Annotated in this window: 10 protein-coding genes, 2 tRNA genes and 3 rRNA genes; 9 read left to right on the top strand and 6 right to left on the bottom strand. The window is 55.9% G+C overall.

From position 1 onward, the window contains the following. Nucleotides 1-51 precede the first annotated feature (51 nt). Nucleotides 52-1,860, top strand: a complete 1,809-nt coding sequence (locus I5961_RS19400) for an aminopeptidase P family protein (RefSeq protein ID WP_227233091.1) — start codon at nucleotides 52-54, stop codon at nucleotides 1,858-1,860. On the opposite strand, the gene I5961_RS19395 is transcribed toward I5961_RS19400, so the two are convergent. Continuing rightward, nucleotides 1,853-2,761: a LysR family transcriptional regulator gene (locus I5961_RS19395; RefSeq protein ID WP_227233089.1), complete on the bottom strand. Its 909-nt coding sequence runs from the start codon at nucleotides 2,759-2,761 to the stop codon at nucleotides 1,853-1,855. The genes I5961_RS19400 and I5961_RS19395 overlap by 8 nt on opposite strands. A 112-nt stretch (nucleotides 2,762-2,873) precedes the next feature. Here I5961_RS19395 and I5961_RS19390 point away from each other — a divergent pair, with 112 nt between their 5' ends. After that, nucleotides 2,874-3,872: a zinc-dependent alcohol dehydrogenase family protein gene (locus tag I5961_RS19390; protein WP_227233088.1), complete on the top strand. Its 999-nt coding sequence runs from the start codon at nucleotides 2,874-2,876 to the stop codon at nucleotides 3,870-3,872. On the opposite strand, the gene I5961_RS19385 is transcribed toward I5961_RS19390, so the two are convergent. Both I5961_RS19385 and I5961_RS19380 read right to left on the bottom strand, forming a co-directional pair. Next, a complete protein-coding gene (locus I5961_RS19385; RefSeq protein ID WP_227233086.1) occupies nucleotides 3,869-4,459 on the bottom strand; it encodes a 2-hydroxychromene-2-carboxylate isomerase in 591 nt (196 codons plus the stop codon). The two genes, I5961_RS19390 and I5961_RS19385, sit on opposite strands and share 4 nt — an antisense overlap. A gap of 37 nt (nucleotides 4,460-4,496) precedes the next feature. Next, a complete protein-coding gene (locus tag I5961_RS19380; RefSeq protein WP_227233085.1) occupies nucleotides 4,497-5,225 on the bottom strand; it encodes an SDR family oxidoreductase in 729 nt (242 codons plus the stop codon). 92 nt (nucleotides 5,226-5,317) lie between these two features. Here I5961_RS19380 and I5961_RS19375 point away from each other — a divergent pair, with 92 nt between their 5' ends. Further along, nucleotides 5,318-5,887, top strand: coding sequence for a TetR/AcrR family transcriptional regulator (locus I5961_RS19375; RefSeq protein ID WP_085700150.1), 570 nt, complete (start codon nucleotides 5,318-5,320; stop codon nucleotides 5,885-5,887). A gap of 7 nt (nucleotides 5,888-5,894) precedes the next feature. Here I5961_RS19375 and I5961_RS19370 read toward each other — a convergent pair whose 3' ends face one another. After that, nucleotides 5,895-6,176 carry a hypothetical protein gene (locus I5961_RS19370; protein WP_085700151.1) on the bottom strand — a complete coding sequence of 94 codons (282 nt, stop codon included), beginning with the start codon at nucleotides 6,174-6,176 and terminating at the stop codon, nucleotides 5,895-5,897. A gap of 168 nt (nucleotides 6,177-6,344) precedes the next feature. After that, complete coding sequence (gene rhtA, locus I5961_RS19365; RefSeq protein ID WP_227233083.1) at nucleotides 6,345-7,232, bottom strand: threonine/homoserine exporter RhtA; 888 nt, start codon at nucleotides 7,230-7,232, stop codon at nucleotides 6,345-6,347. A 657-nt stretch (nucleotides 7,233-7,889) separates the two neighbouring features. Between rhtA and I5961_RS19360 the strand changes: the two genes are divergently transcribed. The 6 genes from I5961_RS19360 (at nucleotide 7,890) to mrdA (ending at nucleotide 15,207) form a co-directional block, all read left to right on the top strand. Then, nucleotides 7,890-9,426, top strand: a 16S ribosomal RNA gene (locus I5961_RS19360). 123 nt (nucleotides 9,427-9,549) lie between these two features. Then, a tRNA-Ile gene (locus I5961_RS19355) sits at nucleotides 9,550-9,626 on the top strand. Nucleotides 9,627-9,636: 10 nt separating this feature from the next. After that, nucleotides 9,637-9,712, top strand: a tRNA-Ala gene (locus I5961_RS19350). 237 nt (nucleotides 9,713-9,949) lie between these two features. Further along, nucleotides 9,950-12,840 (top strand): 23S ribosomal RNA (locus tag I5961_RS19345). Nucleotides 12,841-12,996: 156 nt separating this feature from the next. Continuing rightward, a 5S ribosomal RNA gene (gene rrf, locus I5961_RS19340) occupies nucleotides 12,997-13,112 on the top strand. The 16S, 23S and 5S rRNA genes sit together here with 2 tRNA genes alongside, the layout of an rRNA operon. 202 nt (nucleotides 13,113-13,314) lie before the next feature. After that, nucleotides 13,315-15,207, top strand: coding sequence for a penicillin-binding protein 2 (mrdA, locus tag I5961_RS19335; protein ID WP_085700541.1), 1,893 nt, complete (start codon nucleotides 13,315-13,317; stop codon nucleotides 15,205-15,207). A gap of 12 nt (nucleotides 15,208-15,219) precedes the next feature. Here the strand turns inward: mrdA and I5961_RS19330 are convergent, their stop codons facing one another. After that, entirely contained in the window at nucleotides 15,220-16,179 is a 960-nt protein-coding gene (locus I5961_RS19330; RefSeq protein ID WP_085700540.1) for a LysR family transcriptional regulator, read from the bottom strand. Nucleotides 16,180-16,231 lie beyond the last annotated feature (52 nt).

The following is a 16,231-nucleotide window of genomic DNA, read 5'->3' as shown; positions in this document are numbered from 1 at the left end:
GTCTTGGAACGGCACCGAACAATAACGATGAAGTGATTGGCAGGAGACATGATGAGTACCCAGACTTTGACCGATGGAACGGTTCCCCAGCGCCTCGCGCACACCCGTGAACTGATGCGCCGCGAAGGTATCCACGCGTTGCTGGTGCCGTCCGCCGACCCGCACCTGTCGGAATACCTGCCGGGTTACTGGCAGGGCCGGCAATGGTTGTCGGGTTTCCATGGCTCGGTGGGTACATTGATCGTCACCCCCGATTTCGCCGGGGTCTGGGCCGACAGTCGCTACTGGGAACAGGCGACCAAGGAACTCAAGGGCAGCGGCATCGAACTGGTGAAACTGCAACCGGGTCAGCCGAGCCCGCTGGACTGGCTCGCCGAACAGACGCCGGAAGGTGGCGTGGTCGCGGTTGACGGTGCGGTGATGGCCGTTGCGTCGGCGCGTACGGTGGGCAGCAAGCTCGAAGCGCGGGGCGCCAGTCTGCGTACCGACATCGACCTGTTGAAAGAAGTCTGGAGTGATCGCCCGGCGCTGCCGAATGCGCCGATCTACCAGCACCTGCCACCGCAGGCGACAGTCAGCCGTGGCGAGAAACTCGCCAAACTGCGCGAAACCCTGCAGGAGCGCGGCGCCGATTGGCATTTCATCGCCACCCTCGACGACATCGCCTGGCTGTTCAACCTGCGCGGCGGCGATGTGTCGTTCAACCCGGTATTCGTTTCTTTCGCGCTGATCAGCCAGCAGCAGGCCACGCTGTTTGTCGCACTGAGTAAGGTCGATGCAGAGTTGCGTGCCGTGCTGGAAAAAGACGGCGTGACCGTGCGTGACTACAGCGAAATCGCTGATGCCCTGCGTGCGATTCCGAGTGGCGCGAGCCTGCTGTCGGATCCGGCGCGGGTGACCAGCGGTCTGTTGGACAACCTCGACAGTGGCGTGAAACTGGTCGAAGGCCTGAACCCGACCACGCTGGCCAAATCGCAGAAGAGCCTGGCAGACGCCGCCCATATTCGTCAGGCGATGGAGCAGGATGGCGCGGCGCTGTGCGAGTTTTTCACCTGGCTGGAATCGGCCTGGGGGCGCGAGCGCATAACCGAGCTGACCATCGATGAAAAACTCACGGCAGCCCGTGAGCGACGTCCGGATTATGTGTCGCTGAGTTTCAACACAATTGCCGCATTCAACGCCAATGGTGCGATGCCGCATTACCACGCCACCCCGGAAGAGCACGCGGTGATCGAGGGTGACGGCTTGTTGCTGATTGACTCCGGTGGCCAATATCTGGGCGGTACTACCGACATCACGCGGATGGTGGCGGTCGGTACGCCAACCGAAGAGCAGAAACGCGACTGCACCCGCGTCCTGAAAGGTGTGATCGCGTTGTCCCGCGCCCATTTCCCTAAAGGCATTCTGTCGCCGCTGCTGGATGCGATTGCCCGCGCGCCGATCTGGGCCGAGAACGTGGATTATGGCCACGGCACCGGCCACGGCGTGGGTTACTTCCTCAACGTTCACGAAGGTCCGCAGGTGATTGCCTATCAGGCGGCGCCAGCACCACAGACTGCCATGCAACCGGGGATGATCACCTCCATTGAACCGGGCACGTATCGTCCGGGCCGCTGGGGTGTGCGGATCGAGAACCTGGCGATGAACGTTGAAGCGGGAAGCAGCGAATTCGGCGAGTTCCTCAAGTTTGAAACCCTGACCCTGTGCCCGATCGATACCCGTTGCCTGGAACCGTCGTTGCTGACGCAGGAAGAAAAACAGTGGTTCAACGCCTATCACGCCGAAGTGCGCGAGCGTCTGAGCCCGCTGCTTGATGGCGCGGCACTGGAGTGGTTGAACACGCGTACTGCCGCTATCTGATCGGTTGAAGCTCGGGCGCTGCAGCCAGCGCCCGGGTCATGAAGTCGACAAACGCGTTGACCCTGGCGGACTGGCGACGGTTCACCGGGGACACGGCGTGTATCGGCAATGATCGGGTCTGGTAGTCCTGCAACAGGGCGATCACCCGACCGGCCTTCAAATCCTCGCTGAACAGCCAGACCGGTGACAGCGAAATCCCCAGTCCTCCCAAGACCATTTCGCGGATCGCTTCGGAGTTGTTGCTCTGGGCATTGCCCTGGATACGTACGTCGTGATATTGGCCATCCTTCTCGTAGGTCCACAGGTTCTGAGTGCTGAGCAGGTTGAATTGCAGGCAGTTGTGCTGCGCAAGATCCTGAGGTGATTGTGGGTGACCTTGGCGTCGCAGGTAATCGGGCGTCGCCACTGTGAGCCGGTGGGTGGTGCCGATGCGTCGGGCGATCATGCCGCTGTCGTTCAAATCGCCGATGCGCAGGCTGACGTCCAGGCCTTCACTGACCAGATCCAGATTCTGATCGCTCAATTGCAGGTCGACCTGCACCTGAGGGTAGCGTTGCAGAAAATCCGCCAGTCGCGAGGCAATCTGCAAACGGCCGAAACTGACGGATGAGCCGATTCGTAGAGGACCGGCCACGGTTTCCCTGCCGGACTGGAAACGCTGCTCGGCGGCATCCACGGCTGCGAGGATGTTTCGACATTCGTTGTAGTACCGCTGACCTTCATCGGTCAGTGACAACTTGCGCGTACTGCGGGCAATCAGCTTGCCGCCCAATTGATTTTCAAGGGCGCGCAGAACTTTGCTGATAGTCGGCTGGGTGGTGTGTAGTTCCCGGGCAACGGCAGAGAAACTGCCGCGTTCGACTACCCGGACGAAGATGGCCATTGCGTTTAGCTTGTCCATAAAGCGCCTCATTCATGCCAATTCGGCATGCTCACTATAGTCATTTGGCTTCTTATCGGCATAGGCCTGTTGCGGGAACATGGTTTCACTTTCTCCGACAGGAATGACCGAAATGACTGACTCACTGAACATGAAAGCCCTGATGGTGGACCAGGCCAATGGGCCGTTACGCTTGGTTTCCCTGGAACGGCCTGTGGCTGGGGCTGGACAGGTACTGGTGCGGATCAAGGCCAGCGGTGTGAATCCGCTCGATCTGAAAATTCGTGCGGGGCAGGCCGCCCATGCCCGGCAACCGTTGCCGGCAGTGTTGGGACTGGATCTGGCTGGTGTGATCGAAGCAGTGGGTGAGGGCGTGCAGGGATGGGCGCCGGGCGATGAGGTGTATGCGTTAGCCACGGGCATTGGCGGCGCGCAAGGATCGTTGGCCGAGTTTGCAGTGGTGGACGCACGACTGCTGGCGCGTAAGCCTTTGAACCTCAGCTCACGTGAGGCCGCAAGCTTGCCATTGATACTGATCACCGCTTGGGAGGGTCTGGTGGATCGGGCTCGGGTGGGGGCGGGGCACAACGTGTTGATTCACGGTGGTGCGGGCGGTGTCGGGCATGTGGCCATTCAACTGGCTCGTGCATTCGGTGCTGAAGTCTATGCCACGGGTTCTGGAGGACAACGCTCGATCATCGAGGGCTACGGTGCGACGTTCATTGATCATCGAGAGAACTCGGTGGAGGACTATGTCGCCAGGTTCACGGCGGGGGAAGGGTTCGATATTGTCTATGACACGGTCGGCGGCGAGACGCTGGACGCATCCTTCAAAGCAGCACGGATCTATAGCGGGCATGTGCTGAGCTGTCTCGGTTGGGGGCAGCACAGTCTGGCGCCGTTGTCGTTTCGTGGGGCGACGTATTCGGGAGTGTTCACCTTGCTGCCGTTACTGACCGGCCGAGGCTGTGAGCATCATGGCGAGATCCTGCGACAGGCTGCTGCCTTGATTGAGTCCGGCCAATTGCGCCCGTTGCTCGATCCGCGTCGGTTTACGCTGGAAACTGCCGGGGAAGCCCATGAGCTGCTGGCAACGAAGGCAGCTCAGGGGCGTCTGGTGGTGGAGATTTAGCGAAGGGCTTGCGCCACGAAGTCCAGCCGGTCCTGACCGAAGAACAACTGGTTGTCGATGAACATGCTCGGCGCACCGAAGACGCCACGCTTCACGGCGGTTTCGGTATTGTTCTTGAGTGCAGCCTTGACTGCTTCATCATTGGTCAATGCCAGTACCTCTTCAGGCTGGAAGCCATGTTCGGTCAGCACGGCGGCAACGGTTGCCGGCTCATCGATAGGACGGCCTTCAACCCACAGCGCTTTAAACAGGCAATCGATGAATGTCTGGAAGCGATCGGGATGACGCAGTTGAATACCGGTGACTGCGCGCATCAACATCAGGGTATTGATCGGGAAATGCGGGTTGAATTTCAGGGGCACGCCGTAGCGTTTGGCGTAGCGGTCCAGGTCCTGAAACATGTAAAGACCCTTGGCCGGGATCATTGCCGGCGATGCGTTGCCGGTGGCCTTGAAGACGCCGCCCAGCAACATCGGAATGTAGATCAGATGAGCGCCGGTTTCGGCGCAGATCCTTGGTAGCTGGGTATAGGCCAGGTAGGTGGCGGGGCTGCCGAGATCGAAATAAAACTCCACGGTTTTGCTCATGTTCGCTGCACTCTGTTTTTGTTATCGGGGAGGGGAATTACCAGCGCTCATTCCATGGACGCAGATCCAGTTCGAACGTCCAGGCGTCCCGGGGTTGGCTATGCAGATACCAATAGTTCTCGGCGATATGGTCGGGATTGAGAATACCGTCCTGATCCTTGGTGGCGTATTTGTCGGGGAAGTTGTCGCGGATGAAGTCGGTATCGATGGCGCCGTCGACCACGACATGGGCGACGTGGATGTTCATCGGGCCAAGCTCCCTGGCCATGCTCTGTGCCAGAGCCCGAATACCGTGCTTGGCCCCGGCGAATGCGGCAAAGCCTGAGGCACCGCGCAATCCTGCAGTCGCGCCGGTGAACAGGATGGTGCCACGGTTACGGGTCACCATCCGTTTGGCGACTTCGCGGGCATTGAGGAATCCGGAAAAACAGGCCATTTCCCAGATCTTGAAATACTTGCGGGCGGTTTCTTCGAGGATGCTGCAAGGAACGTTGGCGCCGATGTTGAAAACGAATGCTTCAATCGGGCCCAGGCGGGTTTCGATATCTACGATCAGCGCTATCACGTCTTCTTCCTGACGTGCATCGCAGGCAAACCCGTGGGCTTCCCCGCCGTCCGCCTGAATGGCTTCCACCAACGGCTGCAATTTGTCGGCGCTGCGGCGCGTGACGCAAGCGATGAAACCTTCCTTGGCGAAGCGCTTGGCGATGGCGCCACCTGTGGCATCACCTGCACCGACAACCAATACGACCTTCTTGTTATTCATGGGTGGATCCCTTTAGTAAACGATCGTTAAGTGAACGAACGTTATGCTAGGATCCGCTGAGCGTCAAGGCACTCAATTGTGGGGACAAACACATGCGGTACTCCGCCGGTCACAAGCTGGAAACGAAAGAGAAACTCCTGCAAAGCAGTTCGCTTTCTGCGAAAAGAAACGGGTTCTCATCAATGGGTGTCGATGGACTGATGAAGGCGATCGGCCTGAGTGGAGCGGCGTTCTACAGCCACTTCTCGTCCAAGGACGCGTTGTTTGCGGCTATCGTCGAGCGCGAGTTGTGCCAGAGTCTGGAACGCTTGGGCGGGCAGGGTCCGCAAGATCGGGAACGGCTGGAGCGATGCCTGAAACTGTATCTGAACATGGCTCATGTCGAGCAACCTGAGCTGGGCTGCGCATTGCCTGCACTGGGCGCCGAGATTGCGCGATCGGATGTTGTTGTGCGAGAACAGGCCGAACTGTGGATTTGTAAGCTTCAGGAAAGTTGGGCGCAGATTCTGGAAAGCGACAGCCTGGCCTGGGCGATTCTGTCGCAATGTGTCGGGGCGCTGGTGGTGGCGCGTATGCTGGCGTCGCCAAAAATTCAGCAGCGGGTGCTGAGTTCCTGTCATGAAGAGATCGGGAACCAGCTCGCCGCTACGCGAGCGCAATAGTGGCGGCCTATTTGCAGATGACGATCATGCTGCGGCTGGTGTAACCGGCAGGATTGAGGCCGAAGGGGTAATCACCCGGCTCCTCCACGGCATCACCTGATTTTGCGATGACCTTATAGCCTTTCGGTGCACAAGAGTTTGCGGCGCTGGTGTAGCACTTGTCCCAAGAGGAGGATAGCCCCGAACAGTTGATGTGCAGCCCCTTCTTGCCATGCTTGACCTGGGTTTTCGACGTCGCCGCACAGCCTGCAATGGCGAGTATGGCGATCAGTATCAAAATTCGTTTCATTACCGTCCTTATGGCGGCCTCGAGTCTGGCGCTCGGGTCTGCCTGTATGCGCTCTCGCTTGAAGCGTTCTGATGTCCCTATCCGAAAAAATCCATGTCTGGCATTGGGTTGCGAGGCTAAACATGGCCTAAATGAGCGCCAAATGCCAGATCTTCGTTCAATCCCGTTTCAATCTGCCGCGATCGCGGGTTTGGCAGTGCTGCCCATAGTCATGGTCGCACCGACGGAGGCCAGAATAATGCACAGGATCGCCATCCATTGTGACAAAGAAAGGTATTCCTGAAGGAATAGCAGGCCCGACAGTGCGCCAAAGGCCGGTTCGATGCTCATAAGCGTGCCGAAGGTGCGGGCGGGCATGCGGGTGAGAGCGATCATTTCCAGTGTGTAGGGAAGGGCTGTGGACAAGATCGCGACCCCGATCGCGATCGGGATCAATGCGGGTGTCAGCAGTGCGCTTCCGGCATGGACGATGCCGATGGGGGCGACGAACAGGGCTGCGATCATCACGCCAAGCGCCGCAGTAGTCACGCCGTTATCTGCGCCGGCCTTTTGACCGAACAGAATGTACAGTGCCCAGCAAACGCCGGCTCCCAGCGCATAACCTGCACCGATCAGATCGATACCCGCTTCGGTGGCGCTGGTCGGTATCAGTAACAGCAATCCGATGGCCGCCAGAACTATCCAAAGAAAATCGATCGCGCGACGTGAGGCATAGATGGCGACTGCCAGCGGGCCAGTGAACTCCAGGGCGACGGCGATGCCGAGCGGAACAGTGCGCAATGACATATAGAACAGGAAGTTCATGCCGCCCAGGGCCATCCCGTAGACAATCACTGTGCGTAGCGACTTTGCCGTCAGCTTCGCTCTCCAGGGTTTGAGCAGTAACAGCATGATGATGCTGGCGAAGATAAGGCGCAGAGTTGTCGTGCCTTGAGCGCCAACGATGGGGAACATGCTTTTCGCCAGCGAGGCGCCGGACTGGATTGATGCCATGGCTATTAATAGAAGGCCAACCGGGAACAGGGTTGAGGCAAGGCTGCGGGGTTGGTCGTTCATTTGCGAGGCATCATCCGAGAAGGTAGCTGGTGTATTGGGCAATATAGTGCGCACTCACTGCGTTCGCGTCTATATAGAAGCGACGTTTTCCTAAGGTTGATAGAAAACTCAAATTAAGTGTTGACGGCAGATTCTGAGTCTCTATAATTCGCCCCACTTCCGGCGCAGTCGAAACGGAAAACTCCTTTAAATTCAATGATTTAGTAAGTTTCGAAGGCGGGCCGCTTCAGTTCATCGAAGCCTGGAAGGCGTTGGAAATGCCGGTTTGTTGGGCGCTTTCAGCGATTTGATCTTCTCGGTCGAAAGCGAAGAAAAAGAGGTGTTGACAGCAGCGTGTAACGCTGTAGAATTCGCCTCCCGCTAACGAGAGATCGGAAGCGCAAGTGGTTGAAGTTGTTGAAGAAATCTTCAAAAACTTCTGTAAATAATCACTTGACAGTAAATGAGGCTGCTGTAGAATGCGCGCCTCGGTTGAGACGAAAGATCTTAACCAACCGCTCTTTAACAACTGAATCAAGCAATTCGTGTGGGTGCTTGTGGAGTCAGACTGATAGTCAACAAGATTATCAGCATCACAAGTTACTCCGCGAGAAATCAAAGATGTAACCAACGATTGCTGAGCCAAGTTTAGGGTTTCTTAAAAACCCAAAGATGTTTGAACTGAAGAGTTTGATCATGGCTCAGATTGAACGCTGGCGGCAGGCCTAACACATGCAAGTCGAGCGGATGAAGGGAGCTTGCTCCTTGATTCAGCGGCGGACGGGTGAGTAATGCCTAGGAATCTGCCTGGTAGTGGGGGACAACGTTTCGAAAGGAACGCTAATACCGCATACGTCCTACGGGAGAAAGCAGGGGACCTTCGGGCCTTGCGCTATCAGATGAGCCTAGGTCGGATTAGCTAGTTGGTGAGGTAATGGCTCACCAAGGCGACGATCCGTAACTGGTCTGAGAGGATGATCAGTCACACTGGAACTGAGACACGGTCCAGACTCCTACGGGAGGCAGCAGTGGGGAATATTGGACAATGGGCGAAAGCCTGATCCAGCCATGCCGCGTGTGTGAAGAAGGTCTTCGGATTGTAAAGCACTTTAAGTTGGGAGGAAGGGTTGTAGATTAATACTCTGCAATTTTGACGTTACCGACAGAATAAGCACCGGCTAACTCTGTGCCAGCAGCCGCGGTAATACAGAGGGTGCAAGCGTTAATCGGAATTACTGGGCGTAAAGCGCGCGTAGGTGGTTCGTTAAGTTGGATGTGAAATCCCCGGGCTCAACCTGGGAACTGCATCCAAAACTGGCGAGCTAGAGTATGGTAGAGGGTGGTGGAATTTCCTGTGTAGCGGTGAAATGCGTAGATATAGGAAGGAACACCAGTGGCGAAGGCGACCACCTGGACTGATACTGACACTGAGGTGCGAAAGCGTGGGGAGCAAACAGGATTAGATACCCTGGTAGTCCACGCCGTAAACGATGTCAACTAGCCGTTGGGAGCCTTGAGCTCTTAGTGGCGCAGCTAACGCATTAAGTTGACCGCCTGGGGAGTACGGCCGCAAGGTTAAAACTCAAATGAATTGACGGGGGCCCGCACAAGCGGTGGAGCATGTGGTTTAATTCGAAGCAACGCGAAGAACCTTACCAGGCCTTGACATCCAATGAACTTTCCAGAGATGGATTGGTGCCTTCGGGAATATTGAGACAGGTGCTGCATGGCTGTCGTCAGCTCGTGTCGTGAGATGTTGGGTTAAGTCCCGTAACGAGCGCAACCCTTGTCCTTAGTTACCAGCACGTTATGGTGGGCACTCTAAGGAGACTGCCGGTGACAAACCGGAGGAAGGTGGGGATGACGTCAAGTCATCATGGCCCTTACGGCCTGGGCTACACACGTGCTACAATGGTCGGTACAAAGGGTTGCCAAGCCGCGAGGTGGAGCTAATCCCATAAAACCGATCGTAGTCCGGATCGCAGTCTGCAACTCGACTGCGTGAAGTCGGAATCGCTAGTAATCGCGAATCAGAATGTCGCGGTGAATACGTTCCCGGGCCTTGTACACACCGCCCGTCACACCATGGGAGTGGGTTGCACCAGAAGTAGCTAGTCTAACCTTCGGGAGGACGGTTACCACGGTGTGATTCATGACTGGGGTGAAGTCGTAACAAGGTAGCCGTAGGGGAACCTGCGGCTGGATCACCTCCTTAATCGACGACATCAGCTGCTTCATAAGCTCCCACACGAATTGCTTGATTCATTGAAGAAGACGATAGAAGCAGCTTTAAGCTCCAAGCTGATAGCTCTGAGCTAACAGTTACAAGCTCGAAATTGGGTCTGTAGCTCAGTTGGTTAGAGCGCACCCCTGATAAGGGTGAGGTCGGCAGTTCGAATCTGCCCAGACCCACCAATTTTGTTATGGGGCCATAGCTCAGCTGGGAGAGCGCCTGCCTTGCACGCAGGAGGTCAGCGGTTCGATCCCGCTTGGCTCCACCATAAACTGCTTCGAAGTTTGAGAGTTTAGAAATGAATATTCGATTTGAATATTGATTTCTAGTCTTTTGATTAGATCGTTCTTTAAAAATTTGGGTATGTGATAGAAAGATAGACTGAGATCCACTTTCACTGGTGGTGATCAGGCTAAGGTAAAATTTGTGAGTTCTCTTAGTTGAGAAATTCGAATTTTCGGCGAATGTCGTCTTCACAGTATAACCAGATTGCTTGGGGTTATATGGTCAAGTGAAGAAGCGCATACGGTGGATGCCTTGGCAGTCAGAGGCGATGAAAGACGTGGTAGCCTGCGAAAAGCTTCGGGGAGTCGGCAAACAGACTTTGATCCGGAGATGTCTGAATGGGGGAACCCAGCCATCATAAGATGGTTATCTTGTACTGAATACATAGGTGCAAGAAGCGAACCAGGGGAACTGAAACATCTAAGTACCCTGAGGAAAAGAAATCAACCGAGATTCCCTTAGTAGTGGCGAGCGAACGGGGACTAGCCCTTAAGTGGCTTTGAGATTAGCGGAACGCTCTGGAAAGTGCGGCCATAGTGGGTGATAGCCCTGTACGCGAAAGTCTCTTAGTCATGAAATCGAGTAGGACGGAGCACGAGAAACTTTGTCTGAATATGGGGGGACCATCCTCCAAGGCTAAATACTACTGACTGACCGATAGTGAACTAGTACCGTGAGGGAAAGGCGAAAAGAACCCCGGAGAGGGGAGTGAAATAGATCCTGAAACCGTATGCGTACAAGCAGTGGGAGCAGACGTTGTTCTGTGACTGCGTACCTTTTGTATAATGGGTCAGCGACTTATTTTCAGTGGCGAGCTTAACCGAATAGGGGAGGCGTAGCGAAAGCGAGTCTTAATAGGGCGTCTAGTCGCTGGGAATAGACCCGAAACCGGGCGATCTATCCATGGGCAGGTTGAAGGTTAGGTAACACTGACTGGAGGACCGAACCGACTACCGTTGAAAAGTTAGCGGATGACCTGTGGATCGGAGTGAAAGGCTAATCAAGCTCGGAGATAGCTGGTTCTCCTCGAAAGCTATTTAGGTAGCGCCTCATGTATCACTGTAGGGGGTAGAGCACTGTTTCGGCTAGGGGGTCATCCCGACTTACCAAACCGATGCAAACTCCGAATACCTACAAGTGCCGAGCATGGGAGACACACGGCGGGTGCTAACGTCCGTCGTGAAAAGGGAAACAACCCAGACCGTCAGCTAAGGTCCCAAAGTTATGGTTAAGTGGGAAACGATGTGGGAAGGCTTAGACAGCTAGGAGGTTGGCTTAGAAGCAGCCACCCTTTAAAGAAAGCGTAATAGCTCACTAGTCGAGTCGGCCTGCGCGGAAGATGTAACGGGGCTCAAACCATACACCGAAGCTACGGGTATCACGCAAGTGATGCGGTAGAGGAGCGTTCTGTAAGCCTGTGAAGGTGAGTTGAGAAGCTTGCTGGAGGTATCAGAAGTGCGAATGCTGACATGAGTAACGACAATGGGTGTGAAAAACACCCACGCCGAAAGACCAAGGTTTCCTGCGCAACGTTAATCGACGCAGGGTTAGTCGGTCCCTAAGGCGAGGCTGAAAAGCGTAGTCGATGGAAAACAGGTTAATATTCCTGTACTTCTGGTTATTGCGATGGAGGGACGGAGAAGGCTAGGCCAGCTTGGCGTTGGTTGTCCAAGTTTAAGGTGGTAGGCTGAAATCTTAGGTAAATCCGGGGTTTCAAGGCCGAGAGCTGATGACGAGTTGCCTTTAGGCGACGAAGTGGTTGATGCCATGCTTCCAAGAAAAGCTTCTAAGCTTCAGATAACCAGGAACCGTACCCCAAACCGACACAGGTGGTTGGGTAGAGAATACCAAGGCGCTTGAGAGAACTCGGGTGAAGGAACTAGGCAAAATGGCACCGTAACTTCGGGAGAAGGTGCGCCGGTGAGGGTGAAGCACTTGCTGCGTAAGCCCACGCCGGTCGAAGATACCAGGCCGCTGCGACTGTTTATTAAAAACACAGCACTCTGCAAACACGAAAGTGGACGTATAGGGTGTGACGCCTGCCCGGTGCCGGAAGGTTAATTGATGGGGTTAGCTAACGCGAAGCTCTTGATCGAAGCCCCGGTAAACGGCGGCCGTAACTATAACGGTCCTAAGGTAGCGAAATTCCTTGTCGGGTAAGTTCCGACCTGCACGAATGGCGTAACGATGGCGGCGCTGTCTCCACCCGAGACTCAGTGAAATTGAAATCGCTGTGAAGATGCAGTGTATCCGCGGCTAGACGGAAAGACCCCGTGAACCTTTACTATAGCTTTGCACTGGACTTTGAATTTGCTTGTGTAGGATAGGTGGGAGGCTTTGAAGCGTGGACGCCAGTTCGCGTGGAGCCATCCTTGAAATACCACCCTGGCAACTTTGAGGTTCTAACTCAGGTCCGTTATCCGGATCGAGGACAGTGTATGGTGGGTAGTTTGACTGGGGCGGTCTCCTCCTAAAGAGTAACGGAGGAGTACGAAGGTGCGCTCAGACCGGTCGGAAATCGGTCGTAGAGTATAAAGGCAAAAGCGCGCTTGACTGCGAGACAGACACGTCGAGCAGGTACGAAAGTAGGTCTTAGTGATCCGGTGGTTCTGTATGGAAGGGCCATCGCTCAACGGATAAAAGGTACTCCGGGGATAACAGGCTGATACCGCCCAAGAGTTCATATCGACGGCGGTGTTTGGCACCTCGATGTCGGCTCATCACATCCTGGGGCTGAAGCCGGTCCCAAGGGTATGGCTGTTCGCCATTTAAAGTGGTACGCGAGCTGGGTTTAGAACGTCGTGAGACAGTTCGGTCCCTATCTGCCGTGGACGTTTGAGATTTGAGAGGGGCTGCTCCTAGTACGAGAGGACCGGAGTGGACGAACCTCTGGTGTTCCGGTTGTCACGCCAGTGGCATTGCCGGGTAGCTATGTTCGGGAAAGATAACCGCTGAAAGCATCTAAGCGGGAAACTTGCCTCAAGATGAGATCTCACTGGAACCTTGAGTTCCCTGAAGGGCCGTCGAAGACTACGACGTTGATAGGTTGGGTGTGTAAGCGCTGTGAGGCGTTGAGCTAACCAATACTAATTGCCCGTGAGGCTTGACCATATAACACCCAAGCAATCTGTTGACTCGAAAGAGACCAGATTGCGGTGTGTGAAGACGCAATGAACCGAAAGTTCGACGCTCACAAAACACCGAAAGCTGTCACATACCCAATTTGCTGAAGCGAGGCCGTCTGGTCACGAGTCAGTACCCGAATTTCTTGACGACCATAGAGCGTTGGAACCACCTGATCCCATCCCGAACTCAGAAGTGAAACGATGCATCGCCGATGGTAGTGTGGGGTTTCCCCATGTGAGAGTAGGTCATCGTCAAGATTAAATTCCGAAACCCCAATTGCGAAAGCAGTTGGGGTTTTGTTTTGCCCGCAGGAAAGTGCTCGACCGTCGTAACAGCAACCATTGGGGAAATCCCTCTGAAATGACCGCCCGGTTTTTGGTATGGTGCAGCTCGTTTTTTAACGGACTGATGTCACGCCCAAGGATCGGCGCTCATTTTTGTCAAAGAGTGGCTGCAGAAATGCCCGAACCCATCCCTATCAAGGATCACGAAAAAGAGACACGACTGGTCAACAAACGCCTGATCGCCTGTGCCTTGTTCGTCTTCGCCGTCAGTTGCGCCCTGGTTGTGCGCCTGTACATCCTGCAAGTCGTCGAGTTCGACTATCACTCGACCATCTCCGAAAACAACCGCGTCCATGTCCTGCCGATCCCGCCGACACGTGGCCTGATCTACGATCGCAATGGCGTGTTGCTGGCCGATAACCGTCCCAGCTATAACCTGACGATCACAAGAGAACGTGCGACTGACGTCAACCAGGAGCTGGACGAGGTCATTAGCCTCCTGCACCTGCCACCCGAAGACCGAACAGTCTTCGACAAGGCCATGAAGCAGTCGCGCCATCCGTTTACACCCGTAACGCTGTTCTATGAACTGACCGAAGAACAAATCGCCGTGCTGGCAGTCAACGAGTTCCGTCTGCCAGGCCTGGATGTCGAGCCGCAATTCGTTCGTAACTATCCACTGGGCGCACACTTCGCACACTCGATTGGCTACGTCGGCCGCATCAACGAGAAAGAATCCAAGACCCTCGATTCCGTCGAATACCGTGGCACCCAATCGATCGGCAAGACCGGTGTCGAACGCTTCTACGAGCCACAACTGCACGGCCACGTCGGTTACGAGGAAGTGGAGACCAATGCTCAAGGCCGCGTTCTGCGGGTCCTGAAACACACCGACCCGATACCCGGCAAAAACATCGTCCTCAGCCTTGATATCAAGCTCCAAGAAGCCGCCGAAGCCGCATTGGGCGACCGTCGGGGCTCAGTGGTTGCGCTGGACCCGTCGACCGGCGAAGTGCTGGCCATGGTCAGCAACCCGAGCTTCGACCCCAATCTGTTCGTGACCGGTATCAGCTCCAAGGAATATTCCGCGCTGCGTGACTCGATCGACCGTCCGCTGTTCAACCGCGTGCTGCGAGGCCTGTACGCGCCCGGTTCGACGATCAAGCCGGAGGTGGCCATCGCTGGCCTTGACGCCGGTGTCGTCACGCCACAAACCCGGGTCTTCGATCCTGGCTATTACCAACTGCCGGACTTCGATCATAAGTACCGCAACTGGAACCACAGTGGCGATGGCTGGGTGGACATGGATGCAGCGATCATGCGCTCCAACGACACTTACTTCTACGACCTGGCGCACAAGCTCGGCATCGACCGCCTGCATGACTACATGGCGATGTTCGGCCTCGGCGAGAAAGTCTCGCTCGACATGTTCGAGGAGTCGCCCGGTCTGATGCCGTCCCAGGCCTGGAAGCGCGCCACGCGTCGGCAAGCCTGGTTCCCCGGCGAAACCGTGATCCTCGGCATCGGCCAGGGCTACATGCAAGTCACGCCGCTGCAACTGGCTCAAGCCACTGCGCTGATTGCCAACAAGGGCATCTGGAACCGTCCGCACCTGGCCAAGACCGTCGACGGTGTGGCGCCGGTGGACGAACACCCGATGCCGAACATCCTGCTCAAGGATCCGCGTGACTGGGACCAGGTCAACCACGGTATGCAGATGGTGATGCACGACGCCCGAGGTATCGCACGTGCGGCGGCGGCCGGCGCGCAATACCGCATCGCCGGCAAGAGTGGTACGGCGCAAGTGGTGGCGATCAAGCAGGGCGAGCGCTACAACCGCGAGAAAACCCTTGAGCGCCATCGTGACAACGCCTTGTTCGTCGGTTTTGCCCCGGCCGAGCATCCGAAAATCGCGATTTCGGTGATGATCGAAAACGGCGAGGCCGGTGGTCGAGTCGCAGGCCCCGTGGTGCGGCAGATCATGGACGCCTGGCTACTCGATCAGGACGGCCACCTCAAACCTCAATACGCTGCGCCGACCAAGGCGCCGGGCGATCCCCACGTGTAATCCATCGCAGCTTCACAGCACAGGCTCACGCAAGCTGAGCATGTGCTGGAAGCTGTCGAGGAACACCGTTTCCGCCTGGGTCATCTTCTGTTCGCGATTCCACAGCAGCTGGATATCGAAATCCACCACTCCGTCTTCCGGCGGCAAGCGCCATAGCAAACCTTGTTCGACATCCCTTCGTACCAGGTGGGTCGGCAGACAACCAATCCCGAACCCTGCGCAGATCAAACGATAAATCTCTTCGAAACTGGTGGAGGAAGCGACGATCTTGCCGGTAAATCCTTGCTGGTCACGAAACAGCGTCAACGGTGAAAGATTGCCGCCGAGCTGATCGCTGGTGAAGCTGACAAAGTTCTCCGCCGCCAATTGCTCCAGCGTCAGATTCTGCTGCCCGAACAGTCGATGGCGCTGCCCGCAAAAGTACGCATAGCGCTCACGAAACAAAACCCGTTGTTCCAGCCTCGGCTGCGGTAAACGACACAATCCCACTCCCACCGTAGCGGTCTTCTGCAGCAGCGAACTGATGATGTTCGAACTGCCCATCACCTCGACTTCCAGCTCGATTTTTGGATGAGTCTCGTGGAAGTCCGCAAGAAACTCATCGTAATGCCGCGCCTGGACACCACTGACGGTGAGGATACGGATCTTGCCCACCACGTCGTCATGGCGGTTCTCGACCACGGTGCCCAAACGGGAGATGTCACCGTAGATATCCGTCGCAATTCGCAGGACTTCTTCCCCGGTTTCCGTCAGATCAAAGCGCCGTCCGCTGCGCGCAATCAGCACACAATCCAGTTGTTCTTCGAGACGTTTCAATGCCTGACTGACCGCCGATTGGGTGATGTGCAATCGGGCGGCGGCGCGGCTCATGCTGCCTTCTTGCCCGATCACCAGATAGGTGCGAAGCAGGTTCCAGTCCAGCCGATCATTGAGAAAACGCCGTCCGACCCAGGGATTAGCGGAAGAAGTCATGTAGTAGCCACGCTAATAGTAAAGATAAGTTATTGAAAATTGACTAATCCTG

The organism is Pseudomonas sp. IAC-BECa141, from assembly GCF_020544405.1.
In the GTDB taxonomy this organism is placed as follows: domain Bacteria; phylum Pseudomonadota; class Gammaproteobacteria; order Pseudomonadales; family Pseudomonadaceae; genus Aquipseudomonas.
The sequence above is the reverse complement of the archived record's forward strand: the minus strand, read 5'-3'. Positions and strand labels throughout refer to the sequence as shown.